The sequence below is a fragment of the Rhizobium alarense genome (assembly GCF_021555155.1).
Taxonomy (GTDB): Bacteria; Pseudomonadota; Alphaproteobacteria; order Rhizobiales; family Rhizobiaceae; genus Rhizobium_D; species Rhizobium_D alarense.
This window is the reverse complement of the sequence record NZ_JAKGBU010000042.1, coordinates 17,212-33,193: the sequence shown is the minus strand read 5'-3', so window position 1 is coordinate 33,193 and position 15,982 is coordinate 17,212. Positions and strand designations below refer to the sequence as shown.

The 15,982-nt window shown below is 67.8% G+C and carries 18 protein-coding genes; 12 read left to right on the top strand and 6 right to left on the bottom strand.

Going from position 1 to position 15,982, the window contains the following annotated elements; translation table 11 throughout:
- Positions 1-62: 62 nt before the first annotated feature.
- Complete coding sequence (pcaQ, locus tag LXM94_RS14380) at positions 63-989, bottom strand: pca operon transcription factor PcaQ (RefSeq protein ID WP_235772157.1); 927 nt, start codon at positions 987-989, stop codon at positions 63-65.
- Between the two features lie 94 nt (positions 990-1,083).
- Between pcaQ and pcaD the strand changes: the two genes are divergently transcribed.
- The 10 genes from pcaD to LXM94_RS14330 all read left to right on the top strand — a co-directional run bounded on the left by pcaD (position 1,084) and on the right by LXM94_RS14330 (position 9,608).
- Positions 1,084-1,896 (top strand): 3-oxoadipate enol-lactonase, encoded by an 813-nt coding sequence (gene pcaD, locus LXM94_RS14375; protein ID WP_235772156.1) that lies wholly within the window; start codon positions 1,084-1,086, stop codon positions 1,894-1,896.
- Positions 1,889-2,293, top strand: coding sequence for a 4-carboxymuconolactone decarboxylase (gene pcaC / locus LXM94_RS14370; RefSeq protein WP_235772155.1), 405 nt, complete (start codon positions 1,889-1,891; stop codon positions 2,291-2,293). Before pcaD ends, pcaC begins: the two co-directional genes overlap by 8 nt.
- Before the next feature lie 8 nt (positions 2,294-2,301).
- Positions 2,302-3,051, top strand: coding sequence for a protocatechuate 3,4-dioxygenase subunit beta (gene pcaH, locus LXM94_RS14365; protein ID WP_235772154.1), 750 nt, complete (start codon positions 2,302-2,304; stop codon positions 3,049-3,051).
- Complete coding sequence (gene pcaG, locus LXM94_RS14360; RefSeq protein WP_235772153.1) at positions 3,051-3,665, top strand: protocatechuate 3,4-dioxygenase subunit alpha; 615 nt, start codon at positions 3,051-3,053, stop codon at positions 3,663-3,665. The genes pcaH and pcaG overlap by 1 nt, the downstream gene beginning before the upstream one ends.
- Before the next feature lie 22 nt (positions 3,666-3,687).
- On the top strand, positions 3,688-4,758 hold the full coding sequence (locus tag LXM94_RS14355; RefSeq protein ID WP_235772152.1) for a 3-carboxy-cis,cis-muconate cycloisomerase: 1,071 nt from the start codon (positions 3,688-3,690) through the stop codon (positions 4,756-4,758).
- 126 nt (positions 4,759-4,884) lie between these two features.
- Positions 4,885-6,057 carry an ABC transporter substrate-binding protein gene (locus tag LXM94_RS14350; protein ID WP_235772151.1) on the top strand — a complete coding sequence of 391 codons (1,173 nt, stop codon included), beginning with the start codon at positions 4,885-4,887 and terminating at the stop codon, positions 6,055-6,057.
- Between the two features lie 222 nt (positions 6,058-6,279).
- Positions 6,280-7,143: a branched-chain amino acid ABC transporter permease gene (locus LXM94_RS14345; protein ID WP_235772150.1), complete on the top strand. Its 864-nt coding sequence runs from the start codon at positions 6,280-6,282 to the stop codon at positions 7,141-7,143.
- Positions 7,143-8,150: a branched-chain amino acid ABC transporter permease gene (locus LXM94_RS14340; protein WP_235772149.1), complete on the top strand. Its 1,008-nt coding sequence runs from the start codon at positions 7,143-7,145 to the stop codon at positions 8,148-8,150. Before LXM94_RS14345 ends, LXM94_RS14340 begins: the two co-directional genes overlap by 1 nt.
- Positions 8,147-8,911, top strand: coding sequence for an ABC transporter ATP-binding protein (locus tag LXM94_RS14335; protein WP_235772148.1), 765 nt, complete (start codon positions 8,147-8,149; stop codon positions 8,909-8,911). The genes LXM94_RS14340 and LXM94_RS14335 overlap by 4 nt, the downstream gene beginning before the upstream one ends.
- Positions 8,892-9,608 (top strand): ABC transporter ATP-binding protein, encoded by a 717-nt coding sequence (locus LXM94_RS14330; RefSeq protein ID WP_235772147.1) that lies wholly within the window; start codon positions 8,892-8,894, stop codon positions 9,606-9,608. Before LXM94_RS14335 ends, LXM94_RS14330 begins: the two co-directional genes overlap by 20 nt.
- A 13-nt stretch (positions 9,609-9,621) precedes the next feature.
- On the opposite strand, the gene LXM94_RS14325 is transcribed toward LXM94_RS14330, so the two are convergent.
- Genes LXM94_RS14325 through LXM94_RS14315 form a run of 3 tightly spaced genes read right to left on the bottom strand, consistent with a single transcriptional unit; the run spans position 9,622 to position 11,815 of the window.
- Positions 9,622-9,969, bottom strand: a complete 348-nt coding sequence (locus LXM94_RS14325; RefSeq protein ID WP_235772146.1) for an ArsC family reductase — start codon at positions 9,967-9,969, stop codon at positions 9,622-9,624.
- Positions 9,970-10,019: 50 nt separating this feature from the next.
- On the bottom strand, positions 10,020-10,634 hold the full coding sequence (locus tag LXM94_RS14320; protein ID WP_235772145.1) for a YitT family protein: 615 nt from the start codon (positions 10,632-10,634) through the stop codon (positions 10,020-10,022).
- Between the two features lie 11 nt (positions 10,635-10,645).
- Positions 10,646-11,815, bottom strand: a complete 1,170-nt coding sequence (locus tag LXM94_RS14315; protein ID WP_235772144.1) for an amino acid aminotransferase — start codon at positions 11,813-11,815, stop codon at positions 10,646-10,648.
- Between the two features lie 155 nt (positions 11,816-11,970).
- Here LXM94_RS14315 and LXM94_RS14310 point away from each other — a divergent pair, with 155 nt between their 5' ends.
- On the top strand, positions 11,971-12,450 hold the full coding sequence (locus tag LXM94_RS14310; protein WP_235772143.1) for an Lrp/AsnC family transcriptional regulator: 480 nt from the start codon (positions 11,971-11,973) through the stop codon (positions 12,448-12,450).
- A gap of 75 nt (positions 12,451-12,525) precedes the next feature.
- On the top strand, positions 12,526-13,383 hold the full coding sequence (locus tag LXM94_RS14305) for an endonuclease/exonuclease/phosphatase family protein (RefSeq protein ID WP_408015646.1): 858 nt from the start codon (positions 12,526-12,528) through the stop codon (positions 13,381-13,383).
- On the opposite strand, the gene LXM94_RS14300 is transcribed toward LXM94_RS14305, so the two are convergent.
- Both LXM94_RS14300 and LXM94_RS14295 read right to left on the bottom strand, forming a co-directional pair.
- Positions 13,355-14,812 carry a phospholipase D-like domain-containing protein gene (locus LXM94_RS14300; protein WP_235772141.1) on the bottom strand — a complete coding sequence of 486 codons (1,458 nt, stop codon included), beginning with the start codon at positions 14,810-14,812 and terminating at the stop codon, positions 13,355-13,357. The two genes, LXM94_RS14305 and LXM94_RS14300, sit on opposite strands and share 29 nt — an antisense overlap.
- A 109-nt stretch (positions 14,813-14,921) precedes the next feature.
- Complete coding sequence (locus tag LXM94_RS14295; RefSeq protein WP_235772140.1) at positions 14,922-15,977, bottom strand: M14 family metallopeptidase; 1,056 nt, start codon at positions 15,975-15,977, stop codon at positions 14,922-14,924.
- Positions 15,978-15,982 lie beyond the last annotated feature (5 nt).

Sequence of the window (15,982 nt, the reverse complement as noted above, 5' to 3'; positions counted from 1 at the left end):
CTTCTTCTTCGCGTTGCCGAAAAGTGTGACGCAAACACGGGCGCAGCAACACCAGGCATGCGTTATCCGACCGCCGCAATGTCGCCTGCCACCTCCCTCATCGCCTGCATCAGCAGGGAGAGCGGCAGCGAAGGCACGGCGTCGGCGCGCATGGTGAGGCCGACGGGACCCTTGGTGGCGCCCGTGTCGACCGGCAGGGCCGCCAGGATGCCGTCGGCGATGTCGCCGGCGACGACGCCTTCCGAGATGATCCAGATTGCGTCGCTGGCACGCACGAAGGCGCGGCCGAAGGAGTCCGAGACGGTCTCGATCTGCGTCGGCAGACCCGCAATGCCGTTGGCGATCAGGAAACTCTCGACGAAGGGGCGGATGATCGAGGCGCGCGTCGGCATCAGCACCGGATAGGCATCGAGCCCGGCGAAGACCGAGCCCCCGCGGCCAAGCAGCGGATGGCCGGCGCGCACGCAGAACACGACCTGCTCGGAATAGAGGTGCTCGAAGGAGAAGCCCGTCATCTTCTCCGGCGCCGCCAACCGGCCGACGACGAGGTCGAGATCGCCGACGCGCAGCTGCTCCAGCAGCACGGCATTCTCGCCCGTGACGATCTTGATGCGGGCACCCGTCTCCTCGCGGAGAAACAGCATCATCGCCTTCGGCATGATGCGGGTCGAGACCGTCGGCAGCGCCCCGACCCGGATCGGCGCCGCCTCGCCGGAGAGCGCCTGCGACACCGAATCGAAACCCTGCCGGAGCGCCGTCAGCGCCGCACCGGCATGTTTCAGGAAGACCTCGCCGTAGCGCGTGATCCGGATGCCGCGGCCGTCCCGCTCGAAGACGGGGACGCCCAGCACCTCCTCCAGCTCGCGGATCGTCTTCGTGACAGCCGGCTGGCTGACATGCAGCAGGCCGGCCGCCTTCATGACGCTCTTCTGGCGGGCAACCTCGACAAAGGTCTGCAGATGGCGGAACTTGATGCGGCTGTCGATCATGGATCGCATAACCCTTGAGTTAAGAAAATGGCATGAAATATCATTTTACCTAACCAGATCAAGCCATCAATCTGCGCATCCGGAGGAGACACCCGTGCAATTCGCCCGCGTCAACGATATCACGCTGCACCATCAGGTCATCGGCGGGCCGGCCGGCCGGCCGGTCGTGGTCTTCGCCAATTCGCTCGGCACGGACTTCCGCATCTGGCGCGACGTGGCGGTGCGGCTGGCCGGCGAGGTCCCGATCCTCACCTATGACAAGCGTGGCCACGGCCTCTCGGACATCGGCCAGGTGCCCTATTCGATCGACGACCACGTCAACGACCTTGCGGCGCTGCTCGATTCGCTCGCCGTGAAGCAGGCGGTGATCTGCGGGCTTTCGGTCGGCGGCATGATCGCGCAGGGGCTTGCCGCCAGGCGGCCCGATCTCGTTGCCGGCCTGATCCTCTGCGATACCGCCCACAAGATCGGGACCGCGGACAGCTGGAATGCCCGCATCGAGGCCGTGGAGAAAAACGGTCTTGGCAGCATCGTCGATGCGGTCATGGAGCGCTGGTTCACGCCCGCCTTCCGCCGGCCGGAAAATGCGGCCTATCACGGCTATGTCAACATGCTGGTGCGCCAGCCCGCTGTCGGCTACGCGGCGACCTGCGCGGCGCTGCGGGACGCCGATCTCACCGAGGCGGCGCGGCACATTTCGGTGCCGACGCTCTGCGTGGTGGGCGAGCAGGACGGCTCGACGCCGCCCGACCTCGTGCGGTCCATGGCGGACCTGATCGCCGATTCGCGCTTTGAAATCATTGCCGATGCCGGCCACATTCCCTGCGTCGAGCAGCCCGAAACCCTGACGGCGCTGATCCGCGCCTTCCTCGCCACCCTGCCTGCCGGAGACGCGCCCCATGGCTGACGCCCACACCTTTTCCGATCGCTACCGCCAGGGCATGGTCACGCGCCGCTCGGTGCTCGGCGACAGTCACGTCGATCGCGCCTCGTCGGCGGCGACGGCCTTCGACCAGCCCTTCCAGGAGCTGATCACCGAAGGCGCCTGGGGCACGGTCTGGTCGCGCCCGGGCTGGACGAAGCGCGAGCGCTCCATGGTGACGATCGCGCTGCTCGCGGCCCTCGGCCACGACGAGGAGGTCGCCATGCACGTGCGCGCGACGGTCAATACCGGCGCAAGCCGCGAGGACATCGGCGAGGCACTGCTGCATGTGGCGATCTATGCCGGCGTGCCGGCGGCCAACCGCGCGATCAAGATCGCCAAGCACGTCTTCGACGAGATGGACGCCGAGAAGGCGGCCTGAGGGACACCATGAGCGACATTCCCAACCGAAAACCCGAGACCGGCGCCTTTTTCGCGCGCGACCGCGCCTGGCACCCGCCGGGCCTGACGCCCGGTTACAAGACCTCCGTGCTGCGCTCGCCGCAGAAGGCGCTGCTGTCCCTCGACGGCACGCTGTCGGAGATCACCGGCCCGGTGTTCGGCCATGCGATGCTCGGCGAGCTCGACAACGATCTGATCCACAATTTCGCGCGGCCCGGCGGGAGCGCGATCGGCGAGCGCATCATCGTGCACGGCCGGGTGCTCGACGAGCGGGCGCGGCCGGTTGCCGGCGCGCTGCTCGAATTCTGGCAGGCCAATGCCGGCGGGCGCTACCGCCACAAGAAGGAGAGCTACCTCGCGCCGCTCGACCCGAATTTCGGCGGCTGCGGCCGGACGATCACCGACGAGAACGGCTTCTATTCCTTCCGCACCATCAAGCCCGGCCCCTATCCCTGGCCGAACGGCGTCAACGACTGGCGCCCGGCCCATATCCATTTCTCCGTCTTCGGCCACGGTTTCGCCCAGCGGCTGATCACGCAGATGTATTTCGAGGGCGACCCGATGATCTGGAAATGTCCGATCGTGCAAACGATCCCGGACAGGGCCGCGATCGAGCAGCTCGTCGCCGCACTCGACTGGGGCAGCACGATCCCGATGGACGCGCGCGCCTACAAGTTCGACATCGTGCTGCGCGGCCGCCGCTCGACGCTCTTCGAAAACCGCATGGAGGGCAACTGATGGTCCAGCCTCTCGGCACCCTCAAGGAAAGCGCGTCGCAGACGGCAGGCCCCTATGTGCATATCGGGCTTACGCCGAACTTCTGCGGCATCGGCGGTGTCTACGACGCGGATCTCGGCGCGGCGATGGTCAACGACCGGACGCGCGGCGAACGCATCGAGATCACCGGCCGGGTGCTGGACGGAACCGGCACGCCGCTCAAGGACGCGCTGATCGAGATCTGGCAGGCGGATGCCGGCGGCCTCTACAACAGCCCCGCGGAAATGCGCGGCAGCGCCGACCCGAATTTTCCGGGCTGGGGCCGCTGCGCCACCGACGGCGAGACGGGCGAATACCGTTTCGAGACGATCAAGCCCGGCCGCGTGCCGTTCCGCGACGGCCGGAGGATGGCGCCGCACATCACCTTCTGGATCGTCGCCCGCGGCATCAATATCGGGCTTCATACCCGCATGTATTTCGGCGACGAGGCGGCGGCGAATGCAGAGGACCCGGTGCTCGCGCGCATCGAGCACCGCCTGCGCGTGCCGACGCTGATCGCACCTGCCGATGGCAATCGCTACCGCTTCGACATACACTTGCAGGGCGAGCGCGAGACGGTGTTCTTCGACATCTGACCGGCCGCCGGCGGGAAAGCTGATGACCGTATCCGTCTTCGACCACCCCTATCTTTCGGGCCTCCTCGGCGACGAGGCGGTTTCCGCCTATTTTTCGGTGTCGGCGGAGCTCGAGGCGATGCTCGCCTTCGAGGTCGGCCTTGCCCGGGCCGAGGCAGCCGCAGGCGTGATCCCGGCCGGGGCCGCCGCGGCGATCGCGGACACCGCGCACCGCTTCGCCCCCGACATCGCCGCGCTCCGCGCCGCCACCGCCACGGACGGCGTCGTCGTTCCGGATCTCGTCCGCCAGTTGCGCGCGGCCGTCGGCGACCCGCACGGCCGCCACGTGCATTTCGGTGCGACGAGCCAGGATGTCGTTGACAGCGGCCTGATGCTGCGGCTCGGCCGGGTGCTGCCCATGCTGGAACAGCGGCTCGGCGGCATCGTGCGCCGCCTCGACGTCCTGCAGGAGCGCGACGGCCGCCGTCCCCTGATGGCCTATACGCGGATGCAGGCAGCGATCGGCATCACCGTCGCCGACCGCCTGCAGGGCTGGCGCGCGCCGGTCGCCGACCACGCCCGTCGCCTCGCCGACCTGCGGGCAGCAGGCCTTCCCCTCCAGTTCGGCGGCGCGGCCGGAACGCTCGACAAGCTCGGCGACAAGGGCGAAGCGGTGCGGCAGGCGCTTGCCGCGGAACTGGGCCTGGCCGACCGGCCGCAATGGCACGGCCAACGCGCCGCGGTCGCCGACCTCGCGAACCTGCTGTCGCTCGTGACCGGCAGCCTCGGCAAGATCGGCCAGGACGTTGCCCTGCTTGCCGAACTCGGCGGCGAGATCGTGCTTTCGGGCGGCGGCGGCTCCTCCGCCATGCCCCACAAGCAGAACCCCGTCGCCGCCGAAGGGCTGGTCGCGCTCGCGCGCTTCAACGCAACGCAGCTTTCCGGCATGCACCAGGCTCTGGTCCACGAGCAGGAGCGTTCCGGCAGTGCCTGGACGCTGGAATGGCTGCTCCTGCCGCCGATGGTCGTGGCGGCCGGCACGGCCGCCCGGCTTGCCGCGTCCCTCATCGGTTCCATCGTTGCCCTGGGTCGTGAAAAGGAACGGGAATCATAATTTCAGAGTTATGATTTATGAGGCTCTTTTCATTTTACATCACTGTTTCATCTGTCAATCTGGCAAAAGCCAAATTGTGTTTTGGAATTCACAGCCGAGGAGTGCCGGCTGCAACGGGAGGATATCATGAGGAAATTTGCGATTGCCGCTTTCGCGGCCGCCCTGCTGGGCGGTGTTGCGCATGCGGACACGATCAAGATCGGCGTCGTCGGTCCCTTCTCCGGCCCCTTCGCGCTGCAGGGCAAGAACTTCAAGGCCGGCATCGACGCCTATATGGCGCTGAACGGCGCCACGGTCGGCGACGACACGGTCGAGATCATCTATCGCGACATCCCGACGGCCGATCCGGCGCAGTCGAAGGCGCTGTCGCAGGAACTCGTGGTGAAGGAAGGCGTACAGTATCTCGCCGGCTTCTACTTCACCCCGGACGCCATGGCCGCGACGCCGCTGCTCGAGCAGGCGAACGTGCCGATGGTCGTGATGAATGCCGCGACCTCGGCGATCGTCGCCAAGAGCCCCTATGTGGTCCGCACGTCGTTTACCACCTGGCAGACCTCGACACCGATCGCCAAGGTCGCCTTCGACGGCGGCACGAAGAAGGTCATCTCTGTCGTCAGCGACTACGGTCCGGGCGTCGACGCTGAAGCCGCCTTCAAGACCGGCTTCGAGGCAGCGGGCGGCGAAGTCGTCGAGGCGATCCGCATCCCGCTCCAGACCAACGATTTCTCGCCGATCATGCAGCGCATCAAGGATTCCGGCGCCGAGGGCGTCTTCGCCTTCCTGCCCTCCGGACCGACCACGCTCGGCTTCGTGAAGGCCTTCAACGAGAACGGCCTCAAGGGCGCCGGCATCAAGTTCTTCGCGCCAGGCGACCTGACGCAGGAATCCGACCTGCCGGCGCTCGGCGAGGCGGCGCTCGGCCTGCAGACGAGCTTCCACTATGCCGTCTCGCATGACTCGGCCGAAAACAAGACATTCGTCGAGGCCGCCGGCAAGGCGATCGGCAATCCGGCGGAACTCTCCTTCCCGGCGGTCGGCGCCTATGACGGCATGCATGTCATCTACAAGATGATCGAAGCGACGGGTGGCGAGCAGGACGCCGCCAAGGCCGTCGAGGCCGTCAAGGGGCTCTCCTGGGAGAGCCCGCGCGGACCGGTCTCGATCGACCCGGAAAGCCGGCACATCACGCAGAACATCTATCTGCGCGAGGTCGCCAAGGCGGCGGACGGGACCTATTACAACAAGGAAATCCAGACCTTCGAGAAGCAGGGCGACCCGGGTCTGGCGGCGATGAAATAAGGCCCGGAATCGGACGTCGTCCTCTTGCGAATGGGGAATTTTCCCCTCACCCTGACCTCTCCTCCAGCAAGCGGGGAGCGGGAACCGCGCCTTCGCGAGAGGATGGACGGATCACGGAAACCAGCCGGCATCGGCCTTCTCCCGGCTCACGGGAGAAGATCGCCGGCAAGCCGGATGTCGGGCGCAATCTCGGTACGGCCCCGGCGATATCAGGATAGGTTCATGCAAACGGTCTTCAGCATCGCCGTCGACGCCCTTGCCTACGGCATGGTGCTCTTCGTCATCTCGATCGGCCTGTCGGTCACGATGGGGCTGATGCGCGTCGTCAACCTGGCGCACGGCGCCTTCGCGATGATCGGCGGCTACATCGCCTCCTATGCGGCGCGCGACATGGGGCTCGGCTATGCGGTCGCCGTCACGCTGGCGGTCGTCGGCACGATCCTCATCGCCATCCCGATCGAGCGCCTGCTCTACCGCCGCATCTACGGCCAGCCGGAGCTGACGCAGGTGCTGATGACGATCGGCATCACCTTCTGCATCATCGGCATCGCCAACTACGTCTTCGGCCCGACGCTGAAGACCATTCCGACGCCGGAGACGCTGCGCGAATCCGTCAGCCTCGGTTTCCGCGCGATCTCGGCGCATCGGCTTTTCGCGATCGGCTGCGGCGTCGCGGTGGCGCTCGGGCTGTGGTACTTCATCGAGCGCACGGCCTTCGGCGTGAAGCTGCGTGCCGCCGTCGACAATGCGGCCATGGCGGCCGCCCTCGGGGTGAAGACCCAGGTCGTCTATGCCGTGAGCTTTGCGGTGGCCGTCGGCCTTGCGGCCTTCGGGGGCGTCGTCGGCGCCGAAATGCTGCCGATCGAGCCCTATTATGCGCTGCGCTACATGGTGACCTTCCTCGTCGTCGTCTCGGTCGGCGGCGCCGGCTCCATTCCCGGCGCGCTCGCCGCCTGCCTGCTGCTCGGCGGCATCGACACGACGGGGCGCTACCTCATGCCGGAATTCGGCGAGTTCTTCTTCTACCTCGCGGTCATCGCCATCGTCTGGACGTTTCCGCGCGGCCTTGCCGGACGGGCGAAATAATGGCGATCCTCATGACCTCCGAAACGCTCTCCGGCGCCGGCGGCCGCCGCGCACGGCTGACGCGCGACGCGGTCGGCGTCCTCGCCATCCTCGCCGTCGCGCTTGCCGGCTATGTCCTCTTCCCGAACAATCTCGCGCTGCTCACCCGCATCACGGCGATCGCCCTGCTCGTCCTGTCGCTCGATCTCGTCACAGGCTATTGCGGCGTCGCGACGCTCGGCCATGCAGCCCTCTTCGGCGCCGGCGCCTATGGAGCCGGCATCGCGGCGGCGCATTTCGGCGTCACCGACCCGATCGCCATGCTGGGCGTCGGCATCGTCGCGGGCGCGCTCGCCGGCCTCGTCTCCGGTGTCGTCGTGCTGCGGGCGCACGGCCTGCCGCAGCTCGTTCTGTCCATCGCCATCATCCATCTCGCGCATGAGGCGGCGAACAAGGCCTCCGGCTGGACCGGCGGCAGCGACGGCCTCTCCGGCATCATGCCGGATGCCGTCTTCGGCCTCTATCCGTTCGACCTGTGGGGCCACACCGCCTATGTCTTCGGCATCGTGCTGCTCGTCGCCGCCTTCATCGTCCTGCGCCAGATCGTGCGCTCGCCCTTCGGCATGCTCTGCCGCGGCATCCGGCAGGATCCGCTGCGCGTGCGGGCCATGGGCGCCTCCGTGCACGGCACGCTGATCAGGATGTACGCGATTTCCGGGGCCGTCGCCGGGGCCGGCGGGGCGCTCAACGCCATCTCGACGCAGGTCGTCGGCCTCGACAGCCTGTCCTTCACGCTGTCGGCCGAGGCGCTCGTCATGCTCGTACTCGGCGGCACCGGCTCGCTCTACGGCGCGCTGGTCGGCACGCTTGCCTTCCTGTGGTTCGAGGACGTCGTCTCGGCGGCGAACCCGTTCCACTGGCTCACCGTCGTCGGCGCGCTGCTGATCGCCGTCGTGCTGTTTGCGCCGAAGGGGCTTTACGGTTCCGTCGCCACCCTCGTCGCACGCCGCGGGAGGACGGGTGCATGAGCGCGATCTTCGACGTCCGCAACCTCAGGAAGATGTTCGGCGGCCTCGCCGTCACCAATGACGTGTCGCTCTCCATGGCGCCCGGCGACCGCGTCGCGCTGATCGGCCCGAACGGCGCCGGCAAGACCACCTTCGTCAACCTCGTCACCGGGAACCTGAAGCCGAGTTCCGGCAGCGTGGTGCTCGGCGGTGCGGACGTGACGCGGCTCGGCCCGACCGAGCGCGTGCGCCGCGGCCTGGTGCGCTCCTTCCAGGTGACGCGCCTCTTCTCCGAGATGACGCCGGAGGAGCACGTGGCGCTTGCCATCCTACAGCGCGAAGGCCGCTCCGGCCGGATGTTTTCGAGCCACCGCGCCATGCCGGATGTCATGGAGGAAGTGCACGCGCTGCTTTCCAAGCTCGGCATCGCCCACCTCGCCGGCCACCGCGTCAGCGAAATCGCCTACGGCCAGCAGCGGCTGCTCGAACTCGCGCTGGCGCTGGCGCTGAAACCGCGCGTGCTGCTGCTCGACGAGCCGGCCGCCGGCGTGCCGCAGAGCGACACCGCCCGCATCGAGCAGGCGATCGCCGACCTGCCGGCCGACCTCGCCGTGCTGATGATCGAACACGACATGGATCTCGTCTTCCGCTTCGCCAGGCGCGTCGTCGTGCTGGCGGCGGGCGAGATCATCTTCGACGGATCGCCGGACGCCGTGACGAAGGACGCCCGCGTCCGCCAGGCCTATCTCGGGAGCTATGCCGATGCCCGCAGCGTCGCTTGAAATCTCCGGCCTTTCGGCCGGCTACGGCCCGACGCGGGTTCTGGAGGACATTTCCTTCTCCGTCGCGGCCGGCCGCCGGCTCGCCGTGCTCGGCCGCAACGGCATGGGGAAATCGACCCTCTTCGCCACGCTCGCCGGCCAGACGAAACGCTATGGCGGGGCGATTCGCCTCGGCGACCGCAATGTCGAGGGCATCGACAGTTCGTCGCGCGCGCTGAGCGGCCTCGGCTACGTGCCGCAGTCACGCGACGTCTTCCCGACGCTGACGGTCGAGGAGAACCTCTTCGTCGGCCTGAAGGCGCGCCCGCGGGCGGCGATCGAGGAGGCCTACCGGATGTTCCCCCGGCTCAAGGAGCGGCGCAGGAACCTCGGTTCGCAGCTTTCCGGCGGCGAGCAGCAGATGCTGACGACGGCACGCACGATCCTCGGCCAGCCCTCCGTGCTCCTGCTCGACGAACCGCTGGAGGGCCTTGCGCCCGTCATTTGCGAGGAGCTGATGGCAGCCTTCGGCACGCTCGCGGCGTCCGGCGAGATGACCATCCTGCTCGTCGAGCAGCGCATCCAGAGCGCGCTCGACTTCGCTGACGAGGTCATTATCCTCGAGCGCGGCCGCATCGCCTGGACCGGCACGCCGGCGGCCCTCGCCGCCGACCAGCACACGGTCGAGACGCTGCTCGGCGTCGGCGGGCTGCACTGAGCCCGCCCCCCCTTCAGGCGAAGAGCGTCTCGTAGATGTCCGGCTTGAAGCCCGCGGTCAGGGTGCCGTCGCGATCGAGGATCGGACGCTTGATCATCGACGGCTGCGCGAGCATCAGCGCGATCGCCTTGCCTGCGTCGAGACCCTGCCTGTCGGCATCCGGCAGGGCGCGGAAGGTGGTGCCGGCACGGTTCAACACCGTTTCCCAGCCGAGCGTCCCGACCCAGCGCGTCAGGCTCGCCGCATCGATGCCATCCGCCTTGTAGTCGTGGAAGCGGTAGGCGACGCCCTTCGCGTCGAGCCAGGCCCGCGCCTTCTTCATCGTGTCGCAGGTCTTGATGCCGTAGATGGTGACGGTCACGCGCCTCTCCTTGCCGGTTGATCCGGCGCCTTCTTAGAGCCCCGGACCGCTCACGTCACCCCGGCATAGCGCCCCGGCCGGTGATTGATGGCAAGCGTCATGTTGACGACGACGGCGCCGAGCACCGACAGCGCCAGCCGGTCGGGCGGGATCACGAACCAGGCGGCCGCGAGGATGGCGAGGTCGACGCCGAGCTGGAAGTAGCCGGCGCGAAAACCGGTGCGCTCCTGCAGATAGATGGCGAGGATGTTGATGCCGCCGAGCCCCGTGCGATGGCGGAAGAGGATCAGCAGGCCGCAGCCGTTCAGCGCCCCGCCCATGACGGCGGCATAGAGCGGGTCGAGATAGGCGAATTCGACCCAGGACCCCGTGAGCCGGGTAAAGATCGACACCAGCGTCACGGCGAGGAAGGTGCGCAGCGCGAACTGCCAGCCCATGCGCTTCAGCGCCAGCACATAGAAGGGCAGGTTGACGAGCGAGAAGAGGTACCAGAACCCGACGCCCGTCGCATATTGCAGCAGCAGCGCGAGCCCCGCCGTGCTGCCGGCGAGAAGCACGGCCTTGGTGTAGATCACCACGCCGAGCGACACGAAGAGCGTACCCACGACGAGCGCAATCGTGTCTTCGATGAGCGAATGGCGCTCGACGCTGCCCGGTTCGGCCATTGTCGCGCTCCTCAGAGGTTCAGAAATTTCGCAATGACATCGTCGACTTCGGCGCTCTTGAGGCCGGCGATGTTGATGCGGCCGGAGCCGGGCATGTAGATGCCGTGCTCGGCACGCAGCCGCATGACGTCCGTCTCCTCGAGCGGCAGCAGCGAGAACATGCCTTCCTGTCCGGCGACCGCCGTCAGCACCTGCCAGCGGCGGGCGAGGCCCTTGGCGAGGCGTTCGCGGATCGAGACGATGCGACCGCGCATCTCCTCGAGTTCCGCCATCCAGTCCGCCTTGAGCGCGTCGTCGCCGAGGATCGTCGCAACGACGGCTGCGCCGTGATCCGGCGGCATGGAATAGCTGGTGCGGGCGAGGCCGACGAGGTTGCTGCGCACGGTGAGCGCACTGTCTGCGGAGGACGCGGTCGCAAAGATCGCGCCGGTCCGCTCGCGGTAGAGCCCGAAGGACTTCGAGCAGGAGACGGCGACGAACGCCTCCGGCACCTTGGCGAGAAGGCCGCGCAGGCCCGCGGCGTCGGCATCGAGGCCGCGCCCGTAGCCCTGATAGGCGATGTCGACGAGCGGCAGCAGGCCGCGCCCGGCGATGAGGCCGGAGACGGCGACCCATTGCGCGGACGAGAGAGCCGCGCCCGTCGGATTGTGGCAGCTTGCGTGCAGCAGCACCGCATCGCCCGGCGCCGCACCCGACAGCGCCTCCTCCATGCGGTCGAAGAGGACCGATTGCGACGGAACGTCGAAGAAGGGATAGGTGGCGACGTCGACGCCGGCCGCCTTGAAGATCGCCGCGTGGTTCGGCCAGCTCGGCAGTCCGAGCCAGATGCGCCGGACGCCCATGCGCGCCATCAGGTCGGCGGCAAGGCGAAGCGCGCCGGATCCGCCCGGCGTCTGCACGCCCGTGCTTGCCAGGCCGCCGGCGGCTTCGCCCGCCGTCAGCGCCCAGAGCCGTTCGAGGAACAGCGCGTCGCCCTCCGGGCCGACATAGGCCTTGGTCGGCTGGGTCTCGACAAGCCGCTTTTCGGCCGCCTTGACGGCGCGGAAGATCGGCGTCCTGCCCGCCTCGTCGCGGTATACGCCGACACCGAGGTCGACCTTGCCGGGACGCGGATCGGCCCTGAAAAGGCCGATGAGGGCGAGAAGCGGATCGTCGGGCTGGCGGCTGAGCGTATCGAACATGGCGGCTTTCCGGAAAAGGAGGACTGAAACAGGATGTACGGGAAATTGCGGACAAATTCGAGTATGATCTTGTCGATAGCCGCGGCAATGCTTTTATAAAATTGCGCCAATGGAAAAGAATCATCTCATTTTTTGCGCACATGAGGAGAGGCCCCATGGACGACCGGCTAGGCCGCGCAAGCGAGCTCGACAAGACGGACCGCCGCATCATCCGCCTGCTGATCGAGGATGCGTCGCTCAGCAACAACCAGCTCGCCGAACGGGTCGGCCTGTCTCCGGCGCCGCTCTCGCGCCGGCTCGCGCGGCTGCAGGCGGCCGGCATCATCCGCCACACCGTGCTCGTCGACCCGAAGGCCGCCGGCATCGGCTTCCAGGCCTATCTGGAGGTGACGCTGGAACGCACCGTCACCCGGGTCGCCGACCGCTTCGTCGACCTCGTCCGCCGCATGCCGGAGGTCGTCGAGTGCCACACGGTTGCCGGCGACTTCGATTTCCTGCTGAAGATCGCGGTCCGGGACGTCGAGGATTACCGCCGGCTGCTGTGGAGCGAGTTCGAACGCATCGCCGAGATCAAGACGCTGCGCTCGACGATCCTGCTGGACAGCCCGAAACTGCAGCCGGGCGTGCTTCTCTGACCGCCTTGTGACGAACCGGTGTTGTGTGTTTGCCGCAGGGCGGCCTATTGTCGTGGGGCGAACAGAGGAAAGCGGGTGCAACGGTCCCTGAAACGGCAGATGAATTCCGCGACGATCCTGTCGGCGATCCGCAACAGGCGCGGCCATCGGCAGGCGTCGGAAAACCGGGACGCGGGCGACACGGTGATCGCCTCCTACAATGTGCACAAATGCGTCGGCACCGACCGGCGCTTCGACCCGGAGCGCACCGCCCGGGTGATCGCCGAACTCGACGCGGACATCATCGCCATACAGGAGGCCGACAAGCGCTTCGGGGAGCGGGCGGGCCTGCTCGACCTCGCGGCCGTCGAGCGCGACTGCGGCCTCGTCCCGGTGCCGATCACCGCCCATTCCAAACACGGCCATGGCTGGCATGGCAACATGCTGATGGTGCGCAAAGGCACGGTGCTCAGGGTCCGCCAGCTCGACCTGCCGGGCGTCGAGCCGCGCGGCGCGCTCGTCACCCATATCGATTTCCCCTTCGGCCGGCTGCGCGTCGTCGCCGCGCATTTCGGCCTGCTCAAGCGTTCGCGCGAGCTGCAGGCGAAGGCCGTGCTCGCCTCCGTCGCGGAGGAGGAGGAAATGCCGACGCTCATCATCGGTGACCTCAACGAATGGCGGGTCGGCCGCCGGTCCTCGCTCTCGCCGCTCGTCCCGACCTTCGACCCGGCGTCCGGCGCGGTACCGAGCTTTCCGTCGCGGTTTCCCGTCTTCGCACTCGACCGGGTGCTCGGCCATCCGCACGACCTCGTCGCCTCCGTGGACGCGCACGACACGCCGCTCGCCCGCATCGCATCGGACCATTTGCCGATCCGCGCCCATATCGACCTCGAAACGATCTGGCAGCGCTCCTATGCCCACATGGCTAGAGGTAGGGAGAGCCGAGCCACGTGATGCGCTCGACGAGCCGACGCGCGAAGGGCCGGGCCCGCAGTTCGTCGAGCAGCACCGGCCGGGCGCCGTCGAGCGACCGGCGGATGCGCGCCTCGATCGTCTCCGCAAAGATCGTGTCGATGACCTCGATATCGATCTCGAAGTTCAGCCGCAACGAGCGCGGATCGAGATTGGACGAGCCGACGAGGCTCCAGACGCCGTCGATGACCGTGAGCTTGGAGTGATCGAAGGGGCCGTTCGCCCGCCAGATGCGGCATCCGAACTTCAGAAGCTGGTCGAACTGCGCCGTCATGGCGAGATCCACCAGCTTGAGGTTGTTGGCGCGCGGCACGACGATGTCGATAGCGACCCCGCGGCGCGCGGCGGTGGCAAGCGCGCTGATCAGCTCCCGGTCGGGCAGGAAATAGGGCGACATGATCCGGATGCGGTGGCGCGCCAGCGAGAAGGCGCCCATCAGCATGCGGTGGTTCGCCTCGAGACTCCGGTCCGGACCGGAGGGAACGACCCGGGCAAGGAGCGGCGAGCCCGGCGGTTCGGCGGGCGCCGCGACCTGCCAGGCGGCGCCCGAAAGCTTCTCGCCGCCGGAAAAGCGCCAGTCCTCGTAGGCCGTGTGGAAGAGGTCGCCGACGATCGGCCCGGTCACCGAAAAGTGCGTGTCGCGGGCTGGCGGCGTGGCTCCGTCGGCCACGAAGGCGGAGCGGATGTTCATGCCGCCGGTGAAGGCGATGCGCCCGTCGACAAGCAGCAGCTTCCGGTGCGTGCGCAGGTTCGCATAGGGCAGGCGCAGGCCCATGATGATGTTGCCGTTGAATATCCTGACGGGAACGCCCGCCTCGCGAAGCGCGCCGACGACGCTCGGCACCGAATAGCGTGCGCCGACCGCATCGATGAGAACCCGCACCTGAACGCCGCGGGCGACCGCGCGTGAGAGGGCGTCGACGAACCGCTCGCCCACCGAATCACGGTCGAAGATGTAGGTCTCCAGCAGCACGCTGCCTTCGGCACGCTCGATCGCCTCCAACATCGCGCCATAGGCGGCGTCGCCCGTTTCCAGCATGTGGATGCGGTTCGCGCTCGTCAACGCGCAGCGGCTGACGGCGTCGCCCACCCGCTTCATCGCCGTCAGCGCGCCGCCGAAGGTCTTCCGGACGTCGTCGTCCCTGCATTCGTAGGTCGCGAGCCGCGCCCATCGCAGGGTCGCGAGGCCTTCGCGCTGCAGGTTGAGGCTCTTGCGGCGGATGCGGTTGACGCCGGCGACGGCATAGATCAGAGCGCCGGCGATGGGCGAGAGCAGGATCACGCCCACCCAGCCGAGTGCCGCGCGAACCTCCTCCTTGGTCATGGTCGCGTGGATCGCGGCCGGCGCGCCGACAAGGATCGACAGCACGACGAGAACGTGGGGCCAGTAGTCGGACAGGGTTTGAAACATGGTCGGTTCGCTGCGATTGCCGGCTCCGGTTTCACTGCTTCGACATATAGGCTGTGTCGGGCACCGATGGCGAGCGCTCAATGCGATTCGGCGATGCGCGTCTCTTGCGTCAATCCTCCAGCGTGCCCGGCTTGCGCTGCGTCGTCGCCCGTTCGTTGCAGGCGATCTTCATGAGGTCGCCGCCGCGCCGCACGAACCGATCGGAGCTGCGCGTCACGACGAGACCGGCGCGTGCGGCGCGAATCTCGAGGTCGCCCTCCGCAAAGCCCGGACGGGTGACGATCGTCGCCAGCAGGTCGCCCTCTGCCACCCGGTCGCCAACCGTCCGGTGGAAGAGCACGACGCCGGGCTCCAGCGCGCGGATCATGTCGACATGGTCGAGCGGCATCGCCGGTCCGGAAAAGGCGGCGGATGATGGCGCGCCGCGCAGCACGCCGCGCATGGCGAGGAACCGCATCAGGCCGTCCGCGTCGTCGCGCGCGAGGCCGGCGGAAACGTCCCGCGTGCCCCGCAGTTCCAGGGTGACGGAGAGCTTTCCCGGCACGGCGGCCGCGGTGCCGGCGGAGCGCGTCTTGAAGGCGAAGCCGACGGCTTCCTCGAAGGCCGTGCTCTCGCCGTCGGAGAGCAGCACCGCATCCATCGCCATCGCGGCGGCGAGATCGGCCGCTTCGGGCCAGAAGGCCTCGTCGATATAGGCGTAGTTGAGCGATTCGTCGTCGCAATGCAGATCGAGCACGAGATCGGCGCCGAGAGCCATGTGCAGCAGCCGTCGCTTCAGGCAGTCGACGGCATCGCGGCGCTCGGCCCCGTCGAGCAGCCCGTTCCGGTCCGCGAGCGCGATCAGCGGAAAGTCGCGGTTGAAATTGGTGCGCGAGCGCAGATCGAACCGGCCCTGCATCTCCCCGAAATGCCATTGCGCCGCGCCGATCGGATTGGCCTGCGGCACCACCGTGACATCACCCAGGATCCCGCCCGCGTCTTCCGCCGCCCGAAGCTTCTGGAGCAGCATATGCAGCACTGCCGTTCCCGGCAGCTCGCTTGCATGCAGCGCGGCCTGCAGATAGGCCGATGGCGCGCCGGGTGACGTGCCGGTGAAACGATGGACCGGCAGCCGCCATTCGATCCCCGGCGTGTCGCCGGCGAGCACAATTTCCGTAACGTCCATGGTTC